The sequence below is a fragment of the Olivibacter sp. XZL3 genome, assembly GCF_004368405.1.
Lineage (GTDB): Bacteria > Bacteroidota > Bacteroidia > Sphingobacteriales > Sphingobacteriaceae > Olivibacter.
Map to the genome: position 1 here is coordinate 1 of NZ_SBJH01000018.1, position 24,439 is coordinate 24,439.

The following is a 24,439-nucleotide window of genomic DNA, read 5'->3' on the forward strand; positions in this document are numbered from 1 at the left end:
AACTCCTCTGGAGTTTCCCACATTCCAACATCTTAATCAACAACAATAAAAGTGTCTACTTTTTTTAGGACATGACAAAGACCTACAAGGAAATAGAAAGCTCTATTAATGAATTTATTACCAAAAAATTTTAGCTGCTTCGTTACATTCCGGTCGAGATGACAACGTTATAGAGGACTTCTTATGCTTATTGATCTTTGTTTTTAGTTTCACCGTCCGCCTCTGGTTTATTTGCGCTAATTTCCGAAGGAGATGCAATTGGACTGTAATTTCCGGAGCCGCTTTGATCTGTTGACGGGCTACCGTAATATTCCGGCTGGCGGTGGCCTCCATCACTATAATCGTCTACCTGCTCCGTGGGCGCTTTTGTTCTGCTGGTCTCCTGTGAGCTGCTCGTATCTGAAACATCCAAATCCTTTCCGAAGTTATTAATTTGATCGTTAATATCTTTTTTGATCGATTCCGATGCGTCTTTAAATTCCCGGATGCCCCTGCCTAAGCCGCGCGCCAACTCAGGAAGTTTCCTACCCCCAAATAGAAATAATGCTACCAAAAGGATCAGCATCATCTCAGATCCACCTATGTTTAGAAATAATATAATTGAACTTAACATCATCGTTTGTGTTTCGGCAATGCAAACTTACTAATTTTTTTAAGCCTGTTTACATAAAATGAATTACCAAAACTATCAAAATTTTGTCGGAATGACTAAAATATTAAAAAAATCTAATGAAGGCTGTAAGCTTTAGGCAATAGGCGATAAGCCGTAGGCTTGACACCTTCTTACACCTTACTGCTTACACCTTCCCTTACCTCTATATCGTTCTCTCCATATCCCATTTTTCAAGGTAGTCGGCTACCCGACGTACAAACATGCCGCCCAGGGCGCCGTCTACCACTCGGTGATCGTATGACAGGGATAAGAACATCATATGTCTAATACCAATGACATCGCCGAATTCAGTTTCAATCACGGCAGGCTTTTTAGTGATCGTTCCTACGGCTAAAATAGCCACCTGAGGTTGATTGATAATAGGCGTTCCCATGACGTTTCCGAAAGAGCCGATATTGGTAAGGGTAAATGTGCCGCCTTGGGTATCATCTGGCTTCAATTTATTACTTCTAGCCCGAGCGGCCAAATCATTTACCGAGCGGGTAATTCCCAAGAGACTCAGATCCTTCGCATTTTTAATAACCGGCACAATAAGATTACCGTTCGGTAGGGCCGTAGCCATACCAATGTTTATATCATGCTTCTTAATGATCTGCGTGCCATTCACAGAAATATTAATCATCGGAAAATCCTTGATTGCCTTCACCACCGCCTCAATAAAAATCGGCGTAAACGTGAGTTTTTCATTTTCCCGCTTTAAAATGCTGTCCTTTACTTTATTCCTCCAGTTCACCAAGTTGGTAACATCCGCTTCGACAAAAGAACACACATGAGGGGCGGTTTGAACGCTGTGGACCATGTGTTCGGCAATAAGGCGCCTCATCCGATCCATCTCGATAATTTCGTCCTTTCCGGAAACGCTGGCTGCCGTCCGAGCAGCAGATATAATCTTTTCGTCAGTCGCCACCCGCGGTTGCTCTTGTCCCACCGACTGCCCAGTACTTGTCGGCTTTTTGGCTAGGTAATCTAACAAATCCTGCTTGGTTACGCGTCCGTCTAAACCCGAACCACGAATTCCGTCGAGCTCCTCTGAGGAGATACCTTCCTCATACGCAATATTCTTTACTAAAGGAGAATAAAAGCGATTCGTGTTTTCTACTGTGTGGTGTTGGTGCGCCTTTGTTTCATTTTCCAATTGCTCTATCCCCGGAATTGCTGTCGCCTCTGCAGCAACTTCCGCCGGCGCTTGCTCCTCCCCTGATACTGCTGAATTTTCTAGCGTATCGTCTTCCCCCTCCCCTTCAATTTCCAAAATAGCTATCACATCCCCTACTTGAGCGATTTGGTCCTTTTCGAAACGCTGTTCGATCAACTTTCCGGCAACAGGAGATGGCACTTCTGAATCGACCTTATCCGTTGCTATTTCTACCACCGTATCGTCAATACCAACCAGGTCCCCCGGTTGCTTTACCCAATTAACAATCGTTGCTTCGGATACGCTTTCGCCCATCGCTGGAAGAAGTAAACTATATCTAGCCATATGAAATCTAAATTAAACTGCCTTTGAGCGCCGTAAGTTACAACAATATCTAAAAAAATAAAACAACACCGAATAATATTTGTCAAACACAACTATTTATTAGCTCTTATTTGTTGTTTTCCCATTTATAAAGATTAATCAGTTGTCTGTTATGAGTGTAATTGTGAATTGCTCCTTCAGTTGTCAGTTGCCGGTTACGAGCCCTCGGTTGTCAGCTCTTCCTTTAATAAATAAAAAAGCATTACCAAGGCGTTGGCGGCCGAGCGTTCGATATTGGGCAAACGAAGCTTTCCGAAATTGAACAATTTCGCCCTAGCGCCCTGTTTACCGGCCACTGCAATCCAGACGGTGCCGACAGGTTTATCTACGGTACCACCATCGGGACCCGCAATACCGGTAACCGCCATGCTATAGTCGGTTCGAAAATTCCTTTGAGCGCCCAAAGCCATTTCCAGGGCCACTTGTTCACTTACAGCGCCATAAGCCGCCAAGGTACTTGCCTGCACGCCCAGCACCTGTTCTTTCAGCTCATTACTGTAAGACACAGCACCACCTTTAAAAGCAGCGCTGCTTCCGGGCAAGCTCGTAATCAAGTGACTCAAGTAGCCGCCTGTACAACTTTCTGCGGTCGATAAGCTCAATCCACATTCTTTTAACCTGTTAATGATTTGTTGCTCTAATAAAACGTCGCCCTCTCCAACAAAATAAGACTTAACTAATTGCAACAAGGTGCTTCGACAGGCCTCCATTTCCTTTTCGAGCGCATGTTCATCCACACTGCTTCCGGTTAAGCGTAAGCGCACTTGTCCGAATTTAGGCAGATAGGCCAAATGGATATGTGCTGGCAAACTTTCCTCAAAGGATCGCAGCTTTTCGGCCAAAAATGATTCGCCTATACCAGCCGTTAGCACCGAACGGTGTAAAATGATGTATGGATTAGGAAGCGTCTGCAACCTCGGCAGCACCTCATGCCGCATCAGGTATTTCATCTCTGTTGGCACACCGGGCATCACCACATAGATTTTGCCTTCCTTTTCAATCCACATACCGGGTGCGGTACCCGTTTCATTGTGTAAGACCTGGGCATTCGCTAGAACATCGGCCTGCTTATTGTTTACATCCAACATCGGTCTATTTAATTTTCTAAAAATAGACTCGACATGCCTGAGGACATTTTCGTCACGAAGCAGCGAGGTGTTAAAATAAGTGGCCAATGTTTGCTTCGTAACATCGTCTTTTGTTGGGCCTAAGCCGCCTGTACATAGGATGATGTCGGCCCGCGAAGCTGCTAATGTTAGCGCATTCTTTATGGCGTTAACCTTGTCTCCTATAGAAGTGACCTGTATCAGATCAATACCGATGCCGTTCAACTGTTGCGCGATCCAAGCGGAGTTGGTGTCAACGATCTGGCCGATCAGTATTTCATCACCTATTGTTATGATTTCTGCTGTCATGACGGGAATTCAAAATTAAAAAGTCAAAACCCCGAAGGGCTCATTGATGCCTTGTTAAAATAAGCAAGACATCAATAATTAAAAAGTCAAAAAGCTCTCCACCAGTAGGGATGATAAAAAACGACTGGCAACTAACAACCGGCAACTAACAACTCCCTATCGCCTAAACCCTAAAAGCTATTATAATAATCGTTACGTTTGGTCAACTTCAGATCTTGTAAAATCGAGGCCTTTACCCGAATGTTGAACGTGTAGCTTCGATAGGTACCGAACGGAACCCAGCCGAACGACATATCCCAACAATGTAAATCCCGATAAATATTGAATTGTGTTAAACTTATCTTCTTCAACTGAAAATCGTAACCGGTATTGTACTGCACTTTCCATTTAGGCGTAATGGAGAAATCGCCGTGGAGATTGATCGTACTGGTAATGCGCGACTCAGCAAAGGGCTTGCTGTATTGAAAACTAAAAGAAGCCGCAACATTCCAAGGAATATTAAAATCCACAAAGGCGTTCGGATCGGAACTGATCCTTGCCAATTCCTGTTGTTGCTCGGGTGTCATATTGGTCTTGTTCTTATCCAACTCATTCAAGTTGTTGTTTCTGCTTTTAGCGGCGGCCGGGTTAAAACTAAAGTCCATCGACAAACCGAACTGCGTAAGCCGCGCCAATTGCCCTCCCTTAATTGCAAACTCATTCACCCTCCGATAACTCGGGATAGTGCTGCCCGGGTTAGTGTATGTTTCATAACGATAAGGGTCGAAACTACCGTTAAAATTGAGGCCCAACTTCTGATCAAAAAGCGCAGTCCTACCCGAAAAGCTAATATTTGATAACTTGAAAGAATCCGCTACGAAATTATAATTACCACTAAAGGTAAGCCCCTGTAAAATAGGAACTTTCTTGAATCCCGTCCCCGTAGTATCATCCTCACTACGCACTTTCGCTTCGATGTTATTATCGACGGAGAACCCGATGCCCATGGATTGTCCAGCACTTGGCGTTCCGTAAATTGCATTCTGAAAGATCGAATACTTTTGGACCCTTCCTAAATTATCAAGCCTCTGACTGCCGTCGGTATTACGTTCTTCCCGGTAAAAGCCATACTTTGCTTCGGAGAAATCCGGACGGTAATTAAAGTTCACCGACGGGGTAATAACGTGGCGAATAGCGGCGAGCTTCCCTTTGAAGTTCTTCTGCCCGTAAACCTTGGTAGAAAACCCACTGGAAAAGCTGTAATCATAGGCCCTGTTGAAACCCTGCACTGTATCGATAACTTCTTGGTATCCCACCGGTGTATTGTCATAAAACTTCCGTATGGATTGAAAATACCAGCGCTCGGTATAATTTAAATTGGTATTGAACTGAAAATACCGGGCAACGTTTAAGGACATGCTGACTGGAATATTATGCTGTATACCGTTTTGCATTTTTTGCAGCGTCTCTTTAGTGAACAGCAAGCTATCCACCGCGTTAATCGAGTTTTTCCCTTGCATGCTATAACCCATGGTAATACGTTGATACCATTTCTGCTCACCCACCCTTTCCTTCGAATCAAAAGGGTTGAAGGTGGCCACGTTCAAATTGAAGGTAGGCAGTTCCAGGTTTACTTGCCCCGTGCTGATGTCCTGTCTATGGCTTAACGAGGAGGTAAAATTCACTTTTCCATCGGCAAAGGTTTTACCATAAGCAATACTGGACGACATGTTGTTACGGGTTAACTGATTATAATCGTATGACCCGCCCGCGGCTGTATTTGAAAAATAGGTCCCGGTACCGGCGTTTACACTTGCACTGAAAGTGGTACCTGGATTCGCTTCCTGTCTTTGCGAGTGATTCCACGTAATATTAAAGTCCTTTGCACGAGAAAATCCGGGTGTGTTCTCCTCACCGTTTTTGGTGTAGGCATAACGCAAAGAAAAGCCGCCATCGTACTTATAATTCTTCTTATAACGCACGCGGGCGCTCGTTTCCCAAGATCCTTTAGAATAGAGGTTTCCGCGGAGCTCAGCATCCCAATAATCATTTATCCCTATATAGTAGCCCCCGTCCCGCATAAAGAAGCCCCTGCTGAAATCCTCCCCGAAAGTCGGAAACAAAATACCCGATTGCCGTTTATTGGTTTTCGGGAAAAAGCCGAAAGGGATCATCACAAAACGTAATGGCACCTGCTCAACCACCATATAAGCGCTCTTAGATACTACTTGATTTTCGGTCAGAATTACCCTGCTCATCTGAATACCGAAATGCGTATGCGGGAAAGGCAAGTTACAGGTACTGTAAAAACCATGTCTAATAAACTGCTCGTTGTATTCATTCTTTTTTATTTCCCTCGCCTGAATGGAGGCTCCATCCATTTCGGTAAAAACGCCGTAGGTTTTACCTTTCTTACTGTCGAAATTGAAGATCAGGGAATCTACTGTTACTGGCGGATCGGTTGCTGTTTTAAAAATAGGACGGCCTTTATACTTCCCATTATGGTCGACCAACCCACTGGCAAACATCGTGCGCGTATTGTTATCGATACGGATATAGTCGGCCGTCAGCTCCATATCCTCGTATTTTATTTTCGCATTCCCGTACAAATGAAGCTGATTGTTTTTACGGTCGGTTCGTGTGGAATCTTCGGCATTGCTTAAAACGACCGACGTAATCCCTCCAGCCTCCCCTTCTTTTTTGAGGGTGTCTTGTGCCATTGAATCTTGTCTCACGCTATCTTGCCGAATGGAGTCTTGGGTTAAATTCAGCGGTCGCCCCAAACTATCCTGCACAATAAACTGCTGTCCGGACACCCATAACGGCATCCCTACGCCTGCGAGGAATAAAATGACTTTAAAAAAAATGCTAACAGACTTCAAATTTGACAACGAATATTATTTTTGCAGTATTAAAAATTAAGGCGCCCAAAATTAGTGAAAGCAATAGCAGCTTGCAATAGCTATTCTTGCAGTTAACAGTTTTTTACTTACAATTGCGACAATTGTCACCGATAAAAGCATTTATTAGCAATTTAATACAATAAGATTAACTTTATAGCATTATATATTTTAAACAAGATTACGGATTTGGATGATTACGTTTGTAACAAGATTTGCGACAACCATTTATTTAATACTCTTATTACACATACCAACGCAAAGTTTGGCAAATAAGTATGATAGCTCATACAAAATAAGAACAATTGTTATTGATGCAGGTCATGGAGGAAGAGACGGAAATACACACGGCGCCTTTTCAAAGGAAAAAGACGTTACCTTGGCCGTTGCCCTGAAGTTAGGAAAAGCGATAGAGAAGGAGATCGAAGGCGTAAAAGTTATTTATACCCGAACGGACGACAGCTTTATCGAATTATACGAGCGTATTGGGATTGCCAATCGGAATAAGGCAGACCTTTTCATCTCTCTTCACTGTAATTCAATGCCCCAAACCAGTAAAAGGGTCGTTTCCAGGTATGTTAAAAACAAGGCGGGCAAACGGGTGCCGGTATACAGCACTGTAAGATCGCAAAACACCTCGGTAAGCGGTGCGGAGACCTTTGTTTCGGGTTATGGAAGACTTGACGAGCAGGACGTAGCCATGCGCGAAAATGCATCCATGTTATTAGAGGAAAATTATCAGGAAAACTACGATGGTTTCGACCCAAGTGACCCGGAGAGCTATATCATATTTTCCCTGATGAAAAACCAATACCGGGATTTGAGCATTAAGCTAGCAACTTTTGTGCAGAATGAGTATATTAAGGCCGGCAGAGTGGACCGCGGCGTCAAAGAACAGAGTTTAGCGGTTCTAGCCCGAGCGGGAATGCCTGCAATACTAACCGAGATGGGCTTTATAAGTAATCCGGAAGAAGAACGATATATGAATTCGCCGGAAGGCCAAGCTGAAATTGTACAGAACCTGGTTAACGCAATAAAAAACTATAAAAAACAGATCGAAAACTAATGTGTAGGAATCTTTTATCTATTATTTTTTTCACCTTTTTTATTGTCATTAGCGTACAATCCGCTGAAGTTGATGATCCGCATCAACATTCCGGTAATCAGAACTACCGCATTAAGACCATTGTAATCGATGCCGGTCATGGCGCACACGATATAGGTGCAAGAGGTAGAACGTCTGTGGAAAAGGACGTAGCCTTGCAGATCGCCCTGAAGCTGGGAAGAGCGATCCAGGGTGAATTGAAAGACGTCAACGTGATTTACACCCGTTCTACGGATGTATTCGTCCCGCTCTACGAACGGATCGGACTGGCAAATCAAAAGAAGGCAGACCTTTTTATATCCATTCACTGCAACTCGATGCCGCCCATAAAAAAGCGAACGGTTACAGGCTATCGTCGAAGAAACGGCAAACGGATACCCATTTACAAAACCGTCACCACGCCGAATACAACGACCCGAGGTACCGAAACCTTTGTTTCGGGATCGGGCCGCCTAGCTGAACAGGATGCCGCTATTAGAGAGAATGCCTCCATGCTTCTTGAAGAGAATTATAAAGAAAATTATGACGGCTTTGACCCAAAAGATCCAGAAAGTTATATTATTTTTTCGCTGATGAAGAACGCATATCGGGATCAAAGTATTAAATTAGCTTCGTTTATTGAAGGCGAATACGTAAAGTCTGGAAGAGGAAGTCGGGGTGTAAAAGAACTAAGCTTAGCGGTGTTGGCCCGGGCAGGGATGCCCGCAGTTTTGACAGAAGTCGGCTTTATCAGCAATCCCGATGAAGAACGCTACCTTAATTCAGCACAGGGCCAGTCGGAGATTGTACAGAACCTGCTCAACGCTATAAAAAGCTACAAAAGGCAAGCAGAGAATTAAACAAATCGGTGGGATTGTTGTTCATCGTAGAGCGTATAATCGTTAAATTGCCTTTTTAATCTGCGTTCACAAGGCAATTCAACGCCGTTGAAATTTAAACAAAGGAAGAAAAAAGTTCAATTGGATGAAAATATCTAACGAAACCAAAGTAGGCATCCTCGCTACTGTAGCCATTGCCGTGTTGATTATAGGGTACAGTTTTCTGAAAGGCAACGATGTATTTACCAGCGAAAATAAATTCTACGCATTTTACGACCGGGTGGACGGCTTAAGCGTTTCCAAACCGGTGATGGTAAACGGATACCAAATTGGCCGTGTTTCAAAAATGACGCTCCAACCCAATGGCGAGATTCTCACCGAGTTTAAGATTAACCACGACTACGCCATTCCTGCTAATACGATTGCCAGGATTGCGAGCACCGACCTTTTAGGTGGAAAGGCGATTGTATTTGAATTGGGAGACAGCAAGAATTATGCGCAGGACGGCGACACCCTTCAGGCAAACATTCAAAGAAACATCTTGGAACAGGTAGAGCCGGTACAAAAGAAAGCTGAAGCGGTGGTGGCTGTATTAGATTCAGTGCTTACTTCCATAAACAATACGATAAATGCGGATTTTCAACATAATTTCAACAGGAGTATTGCCAGTATTGCCAATACCTTGAACACATTGGAACATACAACAACGCAAGTGGACGCCATTGTAGGCACCCAACGCACCAAACTTTCCAACATTTTAAGCAATGTGGAAGCTATTTCCGCCAATTTCAAAAACAACAATGACCGGATAACGGCCATTCTGACAAATCTGGAAACGGTAACAGATGGGGTAGCAAAAGCCAATTTTGAGCAGACCATCCAGAATGCAAATACAGCTGTAGCCGACTTACAGCACATCGTAGACAATATCAATAACGGTAAAGGTTCGGTTGGTTTACTGTTAAATGATGAAGAACTCTATAATAATCTAAACAATGCTTCTAAAAACCTCGACTGTTTGATGCTTGATTTAAGGGAGCACCCAAGTAGATATGTACACTTTTCAATTTTTGGAAAGAAAAATAAGGATAAAGAAGAAGCGACAACAAAGGAATAAATCGATAACGGATTAAATCTCAAAGGTTTCGCCTTCTATAGCTAGGTCTGTATTGGCAAATACCGACCTGCTTTCTTTCAGAAGTGGTTGTAAATCTTTATACCTGGCGGAAAAATGCCCAATCAGTAACTTTTTAGCTTCTACCGCGTTGGCTATTTCGGCTGCTTGCAAGGCGGTGGTATGGAAAGTCTCTTCCGCCCTCGTTAACATTTCATGCAAAAAAGTTGCTTCGTGATATAATAAATCGACCGCTTTAATATAGGGCCAATAGGTCTTAATATTTACGGTATCCGAGCAAAACGCATAGCTGCGGGGCGCAGGCGCAGGCGTTGTAAGATCGCTTGCCGGGAAAACCTTGCCTTCGCGGTCGGTATAGTCCATCCCCCTCTTCAGTAAAGGGTAATAGCGCGTCGGAATATCCAACGCCGCTATCGCCTCTTTATTTATGCGTGGCAACCGTTGCTTTTCTCTAAATAGAAATCCCGTACAGCTGATGCGATGACTGAGCGGAAAGGTCATTACTTCAAAATTCGAATCAGACAAAATCGTTTCCGCTGTTTGCGGATTGGTGACGTTAACAATTAAATTGTACCGTAAATACGTATCTGAATAGCGAAGTTGAAGATCAATAATCTCCTTGAGCCCTTCAGGGCCGAAGACATGCAAATCCTCTTTTCTGCCATTTAAATGCATGGAAGAAATAAGTCCGACCAGACCTAAGTAATGATCTCCATGTAAATGGGAAATGAAGACATATTTGATACGGTTTACCTTAAACCCGTATCTTTGCAATTGCAATTGCGTTCCCTCTCCGCAATCAATTAGGCTTATGACTTCATTACAGTTTAAGATCTGTGCCGTGTGGTGACGTCCAAATAAAGGTGTTGCTGAATTGCTTCCAAGAATTGTTACCTCAAACCTCATTCTTCGTCTGTCGCCACTTGTCCTCTAAACTCCCTTTCCAACTCTTCCATAAAGATAAGGTCTTCCGCTTCGTTGGAAGTGGGCACTACATTTAGGACATCCTTTAAGTTAGACAATTCAATTAGCTGCATGATCTCCTTGTTCGCGCAACAGATCACAAAGATGCCACCCGCGGCATGGCACAATCGATGCGCTGTTAATGCACAACGTAATCCGGAAGTATCCGCACTCTTAGCATAGGTTAAATCCAACACAATATTACGCTGTCCGTCAGTATTCAACAGCACGAATTCCGACTTAATTTTGGGTGCTGTCACACCATCCAACACTTCTTCATGAGGGGTAATCAATACATAGCGCTCATGTTTATCAATTGTAAACTTCATATTTATTGGTTTTTATCCCTTCCTCAATAATTGGTCGAGGGCCTTGTTTATATTATTCTCTACTCGCTCTTCGATATGTTGTATCTCATATCGAATGAATTTCTCTCCCGTAATATGTTCGTATAACTCAATATATCGCTCTGATATGGACGCAACCAGCTTGTCGTCCATCAAGGGAACCGACTGGCCATCTTTTCCCTGAAAGCCATTTTCAATTAACCATTTGCGCACAAATTCTTTAGATAATTGGCGTTGTGGTTTACCTTCCTTCTGCAACTCTTCGTAGCCGTCCCTATAAAAGTATCTAGAGGAATCGGGCGTATGGATTTCATCGATTAGGATAATTTGATCCCCGATTTTCCCAAATTCATATTTAGTGTCTACTAAAATCAGTCCCTGATTAGCTGCAATTTCTGTGCCTCTTTCAAAAAGAGCATAGGTATATTTTTCCAATTGCGCATAATCCTCCTCACTTACAATCCCTTGCGTTAAAATTTCCGCGCGCGAAATGTCCTCGTCGTGTCCCACCGCTGCTTTTGTTGTAGGGGTAATAATGGGACGCGGAAGTTTGTCATTTTCTTTCAGTCCCTCAGGCAAAGGTTCTCCACAGACCGACCGTTTCCCTGCGGCGTACTCCCTCCAGGCGTGCCCAGAAAGATAGCCTCGAATCACCATTTCAACTTTAAAAGGCGTAGCGATCTTTCCGATGGTAACACTTGGATCAGGCACCTCGACCACCCAATTCGGCAAAATATCTTCTGTTGCCTTTAGAAATTTGGCAGCGATTTGATTGAGTACCTGTCCTTTATAAGGGATCGCCCTTGGCAACACAACGTCGAAGGCAGAAATCCGGTCGGATACCACCATGGCTAAATATTTATCGTCGATCGTATATACATCTCGAACCTTGCCTTTGTAAAAAGCGGTTTGTTTTGGAAAAGTAAAATGAGTTTCTTTTATCGCGTTCACGTTATTCAATTAAAAAAAGTAAAAATTCAAAAGTCAAAACCCTGAAGGGCTCATTAATGCCTTATTAAAATAAGTAATACATCAATAATTCAAAAGCTTGCCTCCCGTAGGGACGATCAAAAAACGACTGGTAACTAACAACGGGCAACTGGGAACCGGCAACTGGCAACTCAGCCCTAGATATCTCCGTAGGCCTCCAAAATACGTTTCACCAGTTTATGCCGAACAACATCTCCCCCACTCAAATAAATGATATCAATGCCTTCTATGTTATCCAGCAGTTTTAATGCACTGTGTAAACCCGACTGCTGTTTTTTGGGTAAATCAATCTGCGTCACATCTCCGGTTACGATAAACTTGGCTGTGGGCCCCATCCGTGTAAGGAACATTTTGAGCTGCATTTCCGTCGCGTTTTGCGCTTCGTCCAGAATCACAAAACAATTGTCTAAGGTTCTTCCTCTCATAAATGCGAGGGGCGCAACTTCAATCGTTCGGTTCTCTAAATACAGTTTCAGCTTTTCAGCCGGAATCATATCGTCGAGCGCGTCATATAGCGGTCGCAGGTAAGGATCCACTTTTTCCTTCAGGTCGCCCGGTAAAAAGCCTAGATTTTCTCCCGCCTCTACTGCCGGACGTGTCAAGATAATCCGTTTGACTTCCTTGTTTCTGAGCGCTCGCACCGCTAATGCCACGGCTGTATAGGTTTTTCCCGTTCCGGCCGGACCGATCGCAAATAGAATATCGTTTTTAAGGATGCTGTCAACCATCCTACGTTGGTTGGCCGTACGGGCTTTCACCACAATACCGTTAGGCCCAAAAACAATCGGTTCTCCTCCGAACGGAGCCGCCGCTTTGTCTACAATACTTTCCTTTTCCACCACAGCAGGCGTTGCACCCAGCACCGTTTCTATATCGTTATAGTTAATATGGTTATATTTCTCAAGATGACCGATGATTGCTTCAAACTTGCTTTTAAAAATATTAATCTCATCGGCATCTCCGAGAACTTTAAGCGCTGTTCCACGAGCTATCAACTTCAATTTTGGAAAGTACTTCCGTATCAATTCAAAATGCTCGTTCTGTGGCCCCCATAACAAGGCGGGATCCACCTGTTCCAATGTAATTCTCAGTTCGTTCAAATTTGTGTTATTTGTTTTGTTTATGCTTTTCCCAGGTTCGCTTTCTTTTTGCTGGAGGATAACTGCTTACCGGATTTTTTATATTTTTGGAAATATTCACAATTAAATATGAAAAATTCATGTTAGGTTTGCACCTTAAAATCCCTACGCAAGATTACTAATTATAGTGCATAAAAAAAAGTATTTGCATCAATAGTAGTCGCACAAAACAGCATCCCTACAGGGACGGCAACGGGACTTATAGGCGGACCGCTATTTAGATATGGGCATTATTACGTTAACCACAGATTTAGGACATCAAGACTTTTATCAAGCTGCACTAAAAGGGAGCATTATTAGTTTATACCCTAAAGTGAGGCTGGTCGACATTTCCCATAATATTGCTCCTTTCAATATACAACAAGCGGCTTTTGTGCTCAAGAACGCTTACAAATACTTCCCGAAGGATACCGTTCACCTTATCGGCATTGATTCGGTGTTTAATAAAGATACGCGATACCTAGCCGTTAAATACAAAGGTCATTATTTTGTGGGCGCCGATAATGGCATATTTTCTTTATTGCTGGATGGAGATCCGGAGAGAGCGGTAGAACTTAATATCATGCAGGACCTTAAATTCCTGCATTTCCCGCTTACCGATATTTTTGCCAAAGCGGCCACCCATTTGGCCAAGGGCGGCGCCATGGACGATATCGGCGATCCGGTCGACTCTTTGGTTAAGCGCGTAATCATTCAGCCCATTATAGACGGCAATACGATACGCGGCAGCGTTATCTATGTCGACTCCTTTCAAAATATCATCACCAATATCAGTAAAGAGCTTTTCAACCAAATTCAGCAAAACCGGAATTTTGAGTTGTTCTTCCGACGTAACGAATCGATCAAACATCTGAGTTGGCATTACAATGAGGTGCCGGAAGGCGAAAAGCTGTGCCTTTTTGGTATTAGCAACCACCTTGAAATAGCCATTAATAAGGGAAATGCGAGCGGATTATTGGGATTACAGGTGGGAGACATTATTCGAATAGAGTTTAGGTAAGGAGCTGTAGGCGGTAAGCTATACGCTTTAAGCGATAGGTTATAGGCGGGTAAGCTTTGAGCGATAGGTAGAAAGGATATACAAAAACAAATGAAACACAAACTCATCACCATCATCTCCGTATTTGTTCTCAGTATCAACTGTGGCTTCGCTTCGTTGCAGCAAGACAGCTCTGCTTACGAAAAACAGCGCGAAAGAGTAAACCACCTGTTAAAGCAAAGGAGCGATCGCTTTGGCGAGTTTGACGCGAGCTTACAAGCGAGATCCGGAATTTTCGGATTGAAGACAAAAAAAGACATGCAGGCATCCATCGATATACTGAAACAGATTGTGCTGACCGACAACAATATATTTAAAGAAACGAAAGCGCTGCTGGATTTCAAGGACATTGAAAAACAAGCCGTAGAAAATATGGCCTCCGAATCGGGGACGCGCATCACCGGTTATATCAATACCATCAGTAAGCTCCAGAAAAACCAAGAGCAACTGCAGGATGAACTTGCCGCTTTGAAAAGACAAAACAGCATTTATTTAAATATCCTGATAGTCGCTTTTCTAGCACTGATAACCCTCTCATTCTTATTACTGAAACGAAAGAAAAATTGACTTTGAAGTGATAGCTAAGCCTTTTTATGTGGCTACCTTTGCATGTTAAGTTATTTTAAAACCGATAATTCGATTAATGGCACGTGCTCGATTAAATAGTGGAAACGGAATTACCGATGAACTACCTAAAACTAAGATTAACAAAGCTTCTTTTCGCAATGTAATAAAACTTTTAAGGTATCTCCGGCCTTATCGTTTAAAGTTTGCTTTAGGCTTATTTTTCTTATTTCTTTCCAGCGTCGCCCTACTGGCGTTTCCGGCCTTGATGGGCGGAATGGTTGATGCGGCCCAAGGAAAACAAGGCTTGCACTTCATCCCCGCAGATATCGAGCTAATTGGCCTTATTTCATTTGTGATTCTGTTCTTTCAATCTTTTGTGTCTTTTTTTCGCATCCGTCTTTTTGTAGAGGTTGCCGAAAAGACCTTAGCAGATATCAGACGTGACACCTACTTTAATCTCATTACGCTTCCAATGGATTTTTTCGGAAACAGAAGGGTGGGCGAATTGAATAGTCGCCTCTCTGCAGACCTGTCACAGATTCAGGACACGATGACAACCACCTTCGCCGAAATGATCAGACAAAGTATTTTATTGGTAGGGGGCGTAAGTTTCTTATTCATCGTGTCGGTAAAGCTGACCCTGTTAAACCTGTCCATTCTACCGGTAATAGTGATCGTCGCCGTAATCTTTGGCAAGTTTATTCGCAATTTATCCCGAAAAGCACAGGATAAACTAGCGGAATCAAACACCATTGTTCAAGAGACGCTTCAGGGCATCAGCAATGTAAAAGCGTTTGTAAATGAAGCCTATGAGGCAAACCGTTATCAAAACTCATTGAAAGCCGTAGTGCAGCTAGCACTTCGTGGTGCCAATTACCGCGGCTTATTTGCATCGTTTATTCTTTTCTGCATCTTTGGAGCGGTGGTCAGCGTTATCTGGTATGGCTCGTCGCTTATCGCTACAGGCGAACTTTCTGTGGGGAACCTCACAACCTATATTATATCTTCCTTGTTTGTAGCAGGCTCCATGGGCAGCTTTCCGGAATTATACGCCAATGTTCAAAAAGCCGTAGGCAGCACCGAGCGCGTTATCGAATTGTTGGAAGAGAAAAGAGAAAATGTTTCGATCAACCCCGAAGAAAACGAAATAAAACAGCGCATTACCGGTGATCTACGGTTTAACCATGTAAAATTTGCTTATCCATCCAGAAGCGAAATCACAGTCTTAAAAGATATTTCTTTTACTGCCCATGCCGGTGAAAAAATCGCTATCGTAGGCCCTAGTGGGACGGGTAAATCGACTTTAGCATCGCTTATTCTTGGTTTTTACCAGCCTCAAGAAGGCGAGATCCTCTTTGATGGGAAGAGCGCCGGGGATTTCCGGCTGACGGACATCAGAAATCAGGTTGCGATTGTACCACAAGATGTCTTACTGTTCGGCGGTTCTATACGCGAAAATATCGCATATGGTAAGTTGGAGGCGAACGCGGAAGAAGTAATTATAGCCGCCAAACGAGCCAATGCACATGATTTCATCATGAGTTTTCCAGAAGGATACGACACATTGGTGGGCGAACGGGGTGTAAAACTATCCGGAGGACAACGGCAACGCATTGCTATTGCCCGTGCATTATTAAAAGATCCCGCTATTTTGATCCTTGACGAAGCCACTTCGTCACTCGATTCCGAGTCTGAACGTCTGGTTCAGCACGCTTTGGAAGAGTTAATGAAAAACAGAACATCGATTATCATCGCCCATAGGCTTTCCACCATCCGAGAAGCGGATCAGATCATCGTGATCGAAAAAGGTGAGGTCATCGAATGTGGTACCCATAGCGAACTTATTCAACGGGAAACGGGATTATATCGCTATCTTAGCCATCTTCAACAAGAGAAGGTAAGCTGATAAGTCAAACCTGCTAAACACAATTTATGAATTTAACGTTTTGGGGTGCAGCGCAACAAGTTACGGGAAGCATGCATTTATTGGAAGTAGAAGGTTATAAGCTACTGATAGATTGCGGATTGAATTACGAGCCTTCCCTGAGCTTAGAGGATAACGAAAACTTTCCTTTCAATCCGGCGGAAATCGATGTAGTCATATTAACGCATGCCCATATCGACCATTCGGGAAATATACCAACCCTTATTCGCCTTGGTTTCCAAGGTCAAATTTTATGCACCTCTCCCACCGCAGCGCTCAGCGAACTGCTGATGCTGGACTCTGTCAGCATTTTTCAGAAAAAAGAAAAGAAAAAAGTTAAACGGGGCAAAAAGACCTTCACCCGCTATAACAAGCCTTTGTATTTACAGAAACATGTGATGGATGCCGTCGAGCGTTTCGTAACTATACCTTTCAATAAGCCGTTTCGCATAACAGGTCATATCACGCTAACCTTGGTTCCTGTGGGACATCTGTTGGGAGCTGCGGCTGCCGTTTTTGAGATCGAAGAAAAGGGAGAAAAAAAGAGGATTGCGTTTACGGGCGACTTAGGCCGAAAGAATTATCCGATATTGCAGGATCCGGAGAGCATTCCACCGGTAGATTATTTAATTTGCGAATCGACCTATGGAGGCCGTTTCCATACAGATCAAGACCTTACCGACGTTTTGGTAAACAGTATTAAAGAGACCTGTATCAAAACGCCGGGCAAATTGATCATACCGGCCTTTAGCGTAGGCAGGACACAAGCTTTGGTATACAGCCTTAACCGAATTTTTGCAGAAGGATTATTACCGCCTGTACAGATTTTTGTAGACAGCCCTTTGGCCAATTACGCCACGGAAGTATATCGGAGATACCATCATTTATTAAATGAAGAGGCACAGGCATTTTATGCAAAAGAAGGCGATCAGTTTTCCTTTGAAAATCTTAAGTATGTCGAAAACCTGGATGAAAGCAAGGAAATCTCTAATTATTACGATCCCTGCATTATTGTGTCCTCTGCAGGCATGTTGGAGGGAGGAAGAATACAGGACCATCTTTACGAAAATATCCAGAACTTTTATTGCACTATCCTTTTTATAGGCTACTGCGCAAAGGGCACGCTTGGGCATCGTTTACTTCGGGGCGATTCGATTGTAAAAATAAAAAGCCGGGAACTTTCCGTTTTCGCATCGGTTAAACAAACAGATTGCCTCAGCGGACATGCCGACCATCGAGACCTGGTTGACGCCGTTAGCAAACAGGAAGCAGGCATGCTAAAGAAGATTTTTTTGGTGCATGGCGACTTAAGCAGCATGCAGGCCTTGCAGGCCGACCTGAAGGAAAAAGGCTATCCTGTCGAAATTCCATCTAAAGGAGAGGTAGCTGTCCTTTAATTTCGGAGGACTACATTAGGGGGCGTAGAATGAATACATCCTCTGCAGCTTGGTTGTCCCTGCTTCACGGAATTCGATACGTCTTACCGGGCAAAGCCACCAGAAAACCTTTCATTTCTAATTCCAGTAGCGCAATAGCCAGTTTACTTTGGGGTAAATTTGCCTTATAAGACAAGGCGTCGATTCCTAAAGGCCCTTCCTCCTTAACGATGCCGTATACGAGCTGTTCTACCGGATTCAATGCGAGCTCGAGCGCCAACTGCTGCTCTTCTTTCTTTGGGGCAGTAAATTCCCAGTTCATTAGGTAAGCCAAATCTTTCGCCGAGCTGATCAGGTGGGCGCGATGCGTTTTGATAAGATGATTGCAGCCACGGGAAGTCGCCTTATTGATATCGCCCGGGAAGGCGCAGACATCGCGATTATAGCCATTGGCAATCTCGGCGGTTATGAGCGCCCCTCCTTTTATGTTGGCCTCTACCACAACCGTCACGTCCGCCAGTCCGGCTATTATCCGATTTCGGGAAGGAAAATTTTGTCGCTCCGGACTGGTGCCCGAGGGGTATTCCGTTAAGAGCCCTCCGTTATTTAACATTGCCGCAGCAAGCTTTCTATTAACGGAGGGATATATCCGATCTAATCCATGCCCTAACACGCCAACAGTAGGCACTTGGCGTTGCACACAAGCCTGATGCGCAAAACTGTCAATGCCGTGCGCCAAGCCACTCACAATAAGTATGTCCTCTGCCTGAAAAGCCTCTACCAATTCGTCACATAACTGTTTACCATAAGTGCTTGCATTACGCGTCCCTACAATGCTTATAATCTTTTTCGCTTGCAGATTCGCATTTCCCTTAAAATACAATAACACGGGAGCATCGACGCAGGCCCGAAGCTTAGCGGGGTAATTGGCTTCGTTCCAAAACAGCACCTCAATCTGATGCTTATCAATAAAAGCAACTTCTTTTTCTATAGCCTCCATTGCATCATAGCAGGCAATGTTGTTTGCGAGATACTCGCCTATTCCGGGAATAAGCGTCAAATGCTTTTTGGGCGACCGAAACACTTCTTCAGCGCTTCCACAGTGATCGATCAGTTGTTTGGCCAACGCGTTTCCGACACCTTTAACGCGCGTCAAAGCTAATTGGTACACTAGGGTCATGTATATAACAGGTTTTTAGTAAGAACCTAAGATATTCAAAAAACACTGAAAATCAAAAATTTCACGTGAAACAGCAGAAACTACCCCGCTATATACATTACATATTTCGTCGCGAAGAATTCCTCGTCAAAGAAGTCGGAAATGGGATATAATTCTGCATCGAGTTTCGATTCCGCAATTTCTTCCGTCAAATCTCCGCCTTTTAAATACAAGATGCCGTTCGGGAAAGCATGGACCGATTCTTTTTTGAAGCGATGTTGCACCCAAGGGTAAAATTCTGCCAGGCGGGTAACAGCCCTCGATATAACGAAGTCAAATTTACCTTGAATTTGTTCGGCCCTCGAGTGACTAGCCTGCACATTAGTGAGGCCCAACGCATTTGCTACCTCCTTCACCACTTTGATTTTTTTTCCGATGGAGTCCACTAAATGAAATTCCGTTTCCGGAAAGAGTATCGCTAATGGTATACCGGGAAAACCACCGCCGGTACCTACATCGAGGATTTTTGCCTTCGGCTTAAAAGAGATCAATTTGGCAATGGCCAAGGAATGCAGAACATGCCTTTCGTATAAACTGTCAATGTCTTTCCGGGAAATAACATTAATCTGTGCATTCCAAAAGGTATATAAACTTTGCAACTGCTCAAGCTGTCCTTTTTGAACGTCGTTTAATTCCTTAAAATATTTATAGATGATTGACGGTGTTATCGTTTCCATAGTGATAAATTTAGAAGCTTTATTTCCACTGCACCTTTTTTCTGAACAGCGCAAAAATACCCATGGCAGAAATATATACAAAATGTAGAAGGTCCATCAAGGGAAACCATCCTATCAGATCGTTTACTTGTAAACGTTTCATGACCGGAATGTTAATGAGCAATTGACACGCTAAGCGCAAACCATAGGCGCCTACGGCAAGCGGCCAATAACGCGGCTGAAAAATTAAAAGGAGCGTAAGCAGCAGGTAAAAAGCCACAACACTGAAGGCCTGCAAAGAAAGCATCACCTTATGTTTGCTTCGATAAGCCTTCCCCGCTCCAAAGTGCCGAATCTTTTGCTGTTGGTAAGCTTTATAGCTGGTTTTTGGAGCGCTCCAAACATGGGCTTCCTGCGGAAGACAAATAGCCACATTAGTGCGCGTAGCATGCTGATTCACGAAGAGGTCGTCGTCGCCCGAAGGGATGTGCATATGAGAAGCGAAGCCTTTCTTTTTAAAAAACAAAGACTTCGTATAGGCCAAGTTTCGTCCGACGCCCATATAGGCATTCCCTTTCAAGGCGCTCGACAAATAGTTCAATGCCGTCTGATAGGTTTCAAATCGGATATATTTGTTTAAAAAACCGGCGGCAGGTGTATAGGGAGAATATCCTAGCACCATTTCAATACCAGTGGTAAATTGTTGTGCCATATACTTCAGCCATTTATCAGTCTGCGGAAAACAGTCTGCATCGGTTAACACCAAATGTTCATATCGAGCGGCTTTAATACCAAGGGTAAGCGCAAACTTTTTCCCTTTCCGCGGACCGCCGCGGTCGCTGATTTCAACAGTTCGCAAATGTGGATAACGTGCTTGAAATTCCTTCAATACCCAGTTCGTGTCGTCACTTGATCCATCATTCACCACAATTACTTCATAATCGGGATAATCTTGCTCTAAAATCTCAGAAAGATATAAACGCAGATTCGCCTCCTCATTCCGTGCACAGATGATGACGGATAAAGGCGTATAATGAATATCATCCGGTAAACCGCTTGGCTTATACGCCCTTAAGCGTCCGTGCACCAATAAGATGTAGTACAATTGAATCGAAAGGAAAACGCCCAACAGCACGGGTAAAACTAAGTCTAGATATTGTTCCAAGATCGCTATAGTAGTGTATGGCTGCAAACTTAGAGAAATTTGGTAGGATAAGCAATGAACCGTTTATGCTACGGCGATTTTTCGTTTGGCATTCGTGAATCACAAGCATTTTACCTAAGTTTGCAAATTAAAAATTTATGCTGCGGAAGGCAGACCCTTAAATGAAATTCACATTACACGCTACTGATAAGAGTTCTAAAGCCCGTGCGGGCGAAATAACCACAGCGCACGGCATCATTCAGACCCCCATCTTCATGCCCGTTGGCACTGCCGGTTCGGTAAAAGGCGTTCATCAACACGAGCTTAAACACGACATAGAAGCGCAGATCATTCTGGGCAATACCTATCACCTTTATTTACGCCCCGGGCTCGATATCATTCAGTCGGCTGGCGGTTTACATAAATTCAACGGATGGGATCAACCGATCTTAACAGATAGCGGCGGCTACCAGGTGTACTCTTTAACGGAAGTACGCAAAATTAAAGAAGAAGGCGTTACCTTTCGTTCCCATATCGATGGATCTAAGCATCTTTTCACGCCGGAGAATGTGATGGACACGCAGCGAATCATCGGCGCCGATATCATCATGGCCTTCGATGAATGTACACCCTATCCATGCGATTACCGTTACGCAAAACAATCGCTCGATATGACCCACCGCTGGCTAAAACGGTGTTGTGATCGGTTCGACAGTACGGAACCGCTATATGGTTACGAACAAACGCTTTTTCCAATTGTTCAGGGTTCTGTGTACAAAGATCTTAGAGAAAAATCAGCAGAAACGATTGCCTCCTTCGGCCGGGAAGGAAACGCTATCGGCGGTTTATCCGTCGGCGAGCCCGCCGAAGAAATGTATGCGATGACCGAGGTAGTTACGGCGATTTTACCGAGCGATAAGCCGCGTTATCTAATGGGAGTGGGCACCCCGATCAATATTTTGGAAAACATTGCTTTGGGCATTGATATGTTCGACTGTGTAATGCCTACCCGCAATGCCAGAAATGGTATGCTATTTACTAGAAATGGTATTATTAATATTAAGAATAAAAAATGGGAGGCCGATTTTTCGCCGATAGATCCAGATAGCGATTTGCATACCGATCTGTTCTATAGCAAGGCCTATCTACGCCATCTCATCCACTCCAAAGAGCTTTTGGGAGCGCAAATAGCCACCTTACATAACCTCCATTTTTACCTTTGGCTGGTTAAAGAGGCGCGTACTAAAATTGTGGAAGGAACGTTCTACGAGTGGAAAAACAAAATGGTGAAACAGTTGGGAGAACGACTTTAGGAGTTGTTGGTTGTTCGTTAGTAGGTAATGGTTAATAGGGAGTTGTTAGTTGCCAGTTACCAGTCGTTTTTTACCGTCCCTATGGTGGCAAGCTTTTGAATTATTGATGTCTTACTTATTTTTAATAAGGCATCAATGAGGCCTTCAGGGTTTTGACTTTTACTTTTGAATTTTTTCCATCCCTACGGATGGAGAGCTTTTTACTTTTTACTTTCTAAATGAATATCATTGACAAATACATCATCAAAAAATACCTAGGCACTTTTGTGTTTACCATGGGTATTTTCACCGTTGTAGCTGTGATCTTTGATATTTCGGAGCGTATGGATGATTTTCTGAAACACCACGCCCCTCTTTCCAAAATCGTATTTGAGTATTATGCAGGTTTCATTCCTTTCTATCTCAATTTTCTTAGTCCTTTAATCAATTTTATCGCTGTTATTTTCTTTACCGCGAAGATGGCAGACCAAACAGAGATTGTGCCCATCTTAAATGGCGGAATGAGTTTCAAACGTTTCCTCAGGCCTTATTTTATAGCAGCTTCTGTTATCTGCCTCGTCACCCTCGTCTTCAATATTTATATCATTCCGCGCACGAACAAGCTGAAGATCGGATTCGAAAATATTTATGTGAAGCCTATCGATAACAACAGCAAAAGCTCTACGCATATGCAGATAGATAAAAACAGCTTTGTTTATATCGACAACTTTGACAACAACCGGAAGGTGGGATACAATTTCATTTTGGAAACCTTCAATGGCCAGGAGCTAAAAGAGAAATTGATAGCCGATCGAATTACCTGGGATTCGGTTAAGAGCAACTGGAAAATCGAAAACTACACCATTCGCACCGTCGATGGGATGAATGAAAAAATGACGAAGGGCACCTCAAAAGATACTACGTTGGACATGTCTCCGCGGGACTTCGAAATTCGCGACAATGTGTTCATGGCGATGACCACAAAAGAGCTAAACGAAAACATCGAAAAAGAGGAGATTCGCGGAACCGGTAGAATGACCGACCTGAAGCTGGAAAAATACAAGCGGTTTATTTATCCTTTCTCTGCCTATATTCTCACTTTAATGGGTGTGTCCCTCTCTTCAAAAAAGGTGCGGGGCGGTATAGGCCTGAGCTTGGGAGTCGGCATAGCCTTGAGTTTTACCTACATATTATTTATTCAGTTTGCGAACATGTTCTCCCTCAAGGGCGGACTTCCGCCCCTGTTAGCCGCGTTTATTCCCAGTCTGATCTTTTTATGTGTGGGATTATATCTTCTTTACAAAGCACCTAAATAGTCCTATTCTTCTATGTTTCAAAATAAAGTAAGCCGCAACCTTTTGATATTGCACTTAACGGTCATCGTATGGGGCTTCACCGGCATCTTAGGCGCATTGATCTCCGTAGCATCATACCATTTGGTTTGGTATCGGGTATTTATAGCCTTTATTTCATTATTCATTTACTTCAAAATAAGCAAGCAGCCACTCTATACCGACCGCGCTCTTTTATTGAAACTGCTGTTAACAGGAGGCTTAGTAGGCTTACACTGGATTTTATTCTTTCAATCCATCAAAAGCTCCAATGTATCCATTACACTGGTGTGTATGTCTTCGGTTACGCTATTCACCGCCATTCTTGAACCCTTATTGAACAAAAGAAAGATCCAGTCCCTGGAGCTATTAATAGGCCTCTTTATTATTTTCGGCATCTATTTGATTTTCAAATTCGAAGCCCGGTACGTACTTGGAATCGCATTAGGCTTATTATGTGCTGTCTGCGCCAGCATTTTTACGATCATCAACAGCCACTTAATCAAAGTGAGCAAAGCGCCCCTTATCAGCTTCTATGAAATGATCGGTGCCTGGCTTTGGATTTCCCTTTTCATGCTTTGCTCCAACAAGTTTGATAGCACGATGGCTTTAAACCTGTCGGACTTTCTTTATTTGCTGATTTTAGGAACTGTATGTACTTCAGCTGCCTACGTAGCCGGTGTCTCCGTCATGAAGGAATTAAGCGCCTTTCGAGTCGCCTTAATTACTAACCTCGAGCCTATTTACGGGATTCTCTTGGCGCTGATTTTCTTCAAACAGGAAGAAAAAATGAGCGTTGGTTTTTATGCAGGTGCACTGATTGTGCTCGGCTCCGTCTTCCTGTATCCGGTTTTAAAATCTAAGCTGGCGCTTAAGAAATTGGCGAAAACGCTGCCCCCGGTTTAACC

The 24,439-nt window shown here is 43.5% G+C and carries 21 protein-coding genes; 10 read left to right on the top strand and 11 right to left on the bottom strand.

What is annotated here, in order from left to right; translation table 11 throughout:
• Positions 1–187 precede the first annotated feature (187 nt).
• The 4 genes from EPX21_RS05910 to EPX21_RS05925 form a co-directional block, all read right to left on the bottom strand.
• Complete coding sequence (locus tag EPX21_RS05910) at positions 188–616, bottom strand: twin-arginine translocase TatA/TatE family subunit (protein ID WP_166670687.1); 429 nt, start codon at positions 614–616, stop codon at positions 188–190.
• Positions 617–815: 199 nt separating this feature from the next.
• A complete protein-coding gene (locus tag EPX21_RS05915; protein WP_134088748.1) occupies positions 816–2,153 on the bottom strand; it encodes a dihydrolipoamide acetyltransferase family protein in 1,338 nt (445 codons plus the stop codon).
• Positions 2,154–2,347: 194 nt separating this feature from the next.
• Positions 2,348–3,607, bottom strand: a complete 1,260-nt coding sequence (locus EPX21_RS05920) for a competence/damage-inducible protein A (protein ID WP_134088749.1) — start codon at positions 3,605–3,607, stop codon at positions 2,348–2,350.
• A 170-nt stretch (positions 3,608–3,777) separates the two neighbouring features.
• On the bottom strand, positions 3,778–6,477 hold the full coding sequence (locus EPX21_RS05925) for a putative LPS assembly protein LptD (RefSeq protein ID WP_240768545.1): 2,700 nt from the start codon (positions 6,475–6,477) through the stop codon (positions 3,778–3,780).
• Positions 6,478–6,679: 202 nt separating this feature from the next.
• Between EPX21_RS05925 and EPX21_RS05930 the strand changes: the two genes are divergently transcribed.
• From EPX21_RS05930 to EPX21_RS05940, 3 genes are all read left to right on the top strand, one after another.
• On the top strand, positions 6,680–7,552 hold the full coding sequence (locus EPX21_RS05930; protein ID WP_134088750.1) for an N-acetylmuramoyl-L-alanine amidase: 873 nt from the start codon (positions 6,680–6,682) through the stop codon (positions 7,550–7,552).
• On the top strand, positions 7,552–8,430 hold the full coding sequence (locus tag EPX21_RS05935; RefSeq protein WP_134088751.1) for an N-acetylmuramoyl-L-alanine amidase: 879 nt from the start codon (positions 7,552–7,554) through the stop codon (positions 8,428–8,430). Before EPX21_RS05930 ends, EPX21_RS05935 begins: the two co-directional genes overlap by 1 nt.
• Before the next feature lie 124 nt (positions 8,431–8,554).
• Complete coding sequence (locus EPX21_RS05940) at positions 8,555–9,526, top strand: MlaD family protein (protein WP_134088752.1); 972 nt, start codon at positions 8,555–8,557, stop codon at positions 9,524–9,526.
• Positions 9,527–9,538: 12 nt separating this feature from the next.
• On the opposite strand, the gene EPX21_RS05945 is transcribed toward EPX21_RS05940, so the two are convergent.
• From EPX21_RS05945 to EPX21_RS05960, 4 genes are all read right to left on the bottom strand, one after another.
• A complete protein-coding gene (locus EPX21_RS05945; RefSeq protein WP_134088753.1) occupies positions 9,539–10,450 on the bottom strand; it encodes a ribonuclease Z in 912 nt (303 codons plus the stop codon).
• A complete protein-coding gene (locus EPX21_RS05950; RefSeq protein WP_134088754.1) occupies positions 10,447–10,836 on the bottom strand; it encodes an STAS domain-containing protein in 390 nt (129 codons plus the stop codon). Before EPX21_RS05950 ends, EPX21_RS05945 begins: the two co-directional genes overlap by 4 nt.
• A 12-nt stretch (positions 10,837–10,848) precedes the next feature.
• The gene (locus EPX21_RS05955) at positions 10,849–11,805 is read right to left on the bottom strand and encodes a phosphoribosylaminoimidazolesuccinocarboxamide synthase (RefSeq protein ID WP_134088755.1); all 957 of its coding nucleotides are present in this window, start codon (positions 11,803–11,805) and stop codon (positions 10,849–10,851) included.
• A gap of 176 nt (positions 11,806–11,981) precedes the next feature.
• The gene (locus EPX21_RS05960) at positions 11,982–12,944 is read right to left on the bottom strand and encodes a PhoH family protein (RefSeq protein ID WP_134088756.1); all 963 of its coding nucleotides are present in this window, start codon (positions 12,942–12,944) and stop codon (positions 11,982–11,984) included.
• Between the two features lie 262 nt (positions 12,945–13,206).
• Between EPX21_RS05960 and EPX21_RS05965 the strand changes: the two genes are divergently transcribed.
• From EPX21_RS05965 to EPX21_RS05980, 4 genes are all read left to right on the top strand, one after another.
• Positions 13,207–13,983, top strand: coding sequence for an S-adenosyl-l-methionine hydroxide adenosyltransferase family protein (locus tag EPX21_RS05965; RefSeq protein ID WP_134088757.1), 777 nt, complete (start codon positions 13,207–13,209; stop codon positions 13,981–13,983).
• 90 nt (positions 13,984–14,073) lie between these two features.
• Complete coding sequence (locus EPX21_RS05970) at positions 14,074–14,589, top strand: hypothetical protein (protein ID WP_134088758.1); 516 nt, start codon at positions 14,074–14,076, stop codon at positions 14,587–14,589.
• Positions 14,590–14,665: 76 nt separating this feature from the next.
• The gene (locus EPX21_RS05975; RefSeq protein WP_134088759.1) at positions 14,666–16,495 is read left to right on the top strand and encodes an ABC transporter ATP-binding protein; all 1,830 of its coding nucleotides are present in this window, start codon (positions 14,666–14,668) and stop codon (positions 16,493–16,495) included.
• A 26-nt stretch (positions 16,496–16,521) separates the two neighbouring features.
• Entirely contained in the window at positions 16,522–17,910 is a 1,389-nt protein-coding gene (locus EPX21_RS05980) for an MBL fold metallo-hydrolase (protein WP_134088760.1), read from the top strand.
• A 64-nt stretch (positions 17,911–17,974) separates the two neighbouring features.
• On the opposite strand, the gene dprA is transcribed toward EPX21_RS05980, so the two are convergent.
• The 3 genes from dprA to EPX21_RS05995 form a co-directional block, all read right to left on the bottom strand.
• Complete coding sequence (dprA, locus tag EPX21_RS05985; protein ID WP_134088761.1) at positions 17,975–19,069, bottom strand: DNA-processing protein DprA; 1,095 nt, start codon at positions 19,067–19,069, stop codon at positions 17,975–17,977.
• 80 nt (positions 19,070–19,149) lie between these two features.
• Positions 19,150–19,785, bottom strand: a complete 636-nt coding sequence (gene rsmG / locus EPX21_RS05990; RefSeq protein WP_206106015.1) for a 16S rRNA (guanine(527)-N(7))-methyltransferase RsmG — start codon at positions 19,783–19,785, stop codon at positions 19,150–19,152.
• A 19-nt stretch (positions 19,786–19,804) separates the two neighbouring features.
• Positions 19,805–20,929 (bottom strand): glycosyltransferase, encoded by a 1,125-nt coding sequence (locus EPX21_RS05995; RefSeq protein WP_134088762.1) that lies wholly within the window; start codon positions 20,927–20,929, stop codon positions 19,805–19,807.
• A gap of 161 nt (positions 20,930–21,090) precedes the next feature.
• Between EPX21_RS05995 and tgt the strand changes: the two genes are divergently transcribed.
• The 3 genes from tgt to EPX21_RS06010 all read left to right on the top strand — a co-directional run bounded on the left by tgt (position 21,091) and on the right by EPX21_RS06010 (position 24,437).
• Positions 21,091–22,221 (top strand): tRNA guanosine(34) transglycosylase Tgt, encoded by a 1,131-nt coding sequence (tgt, locus tag EPX21_RS06000; RefSeq protein WP_134088763.1) that lies wholly within the window; start codon positions 21,091–21,093, stop codon positions 22,219–22,221.
• Between the two features lie 218 nt (positions 22,222–22,439).
• A complete protein-coding gene (locus EPX21_RS06005; protein WP_134088764.1) occupies positions 22,440–23,516 on the top strand; it encodes an LptF/LptG family permease in 1,077 nt (358 codons plus the stop codon).
• Between the two features lie 12 nt (positions 23,517–23,528).
• A complete protein-coding gene (locus EPX21_RS06010) occupies positions 23,529–24,437 on the top strand; it encodes a DMT family transporter (RefSeq protein WP_134088765.1) in 909 nt (302 codons plus the stop codon).
• The last annotated feature ends 2 nt before the right edge of the window (positions 24,438–24,439 follow it).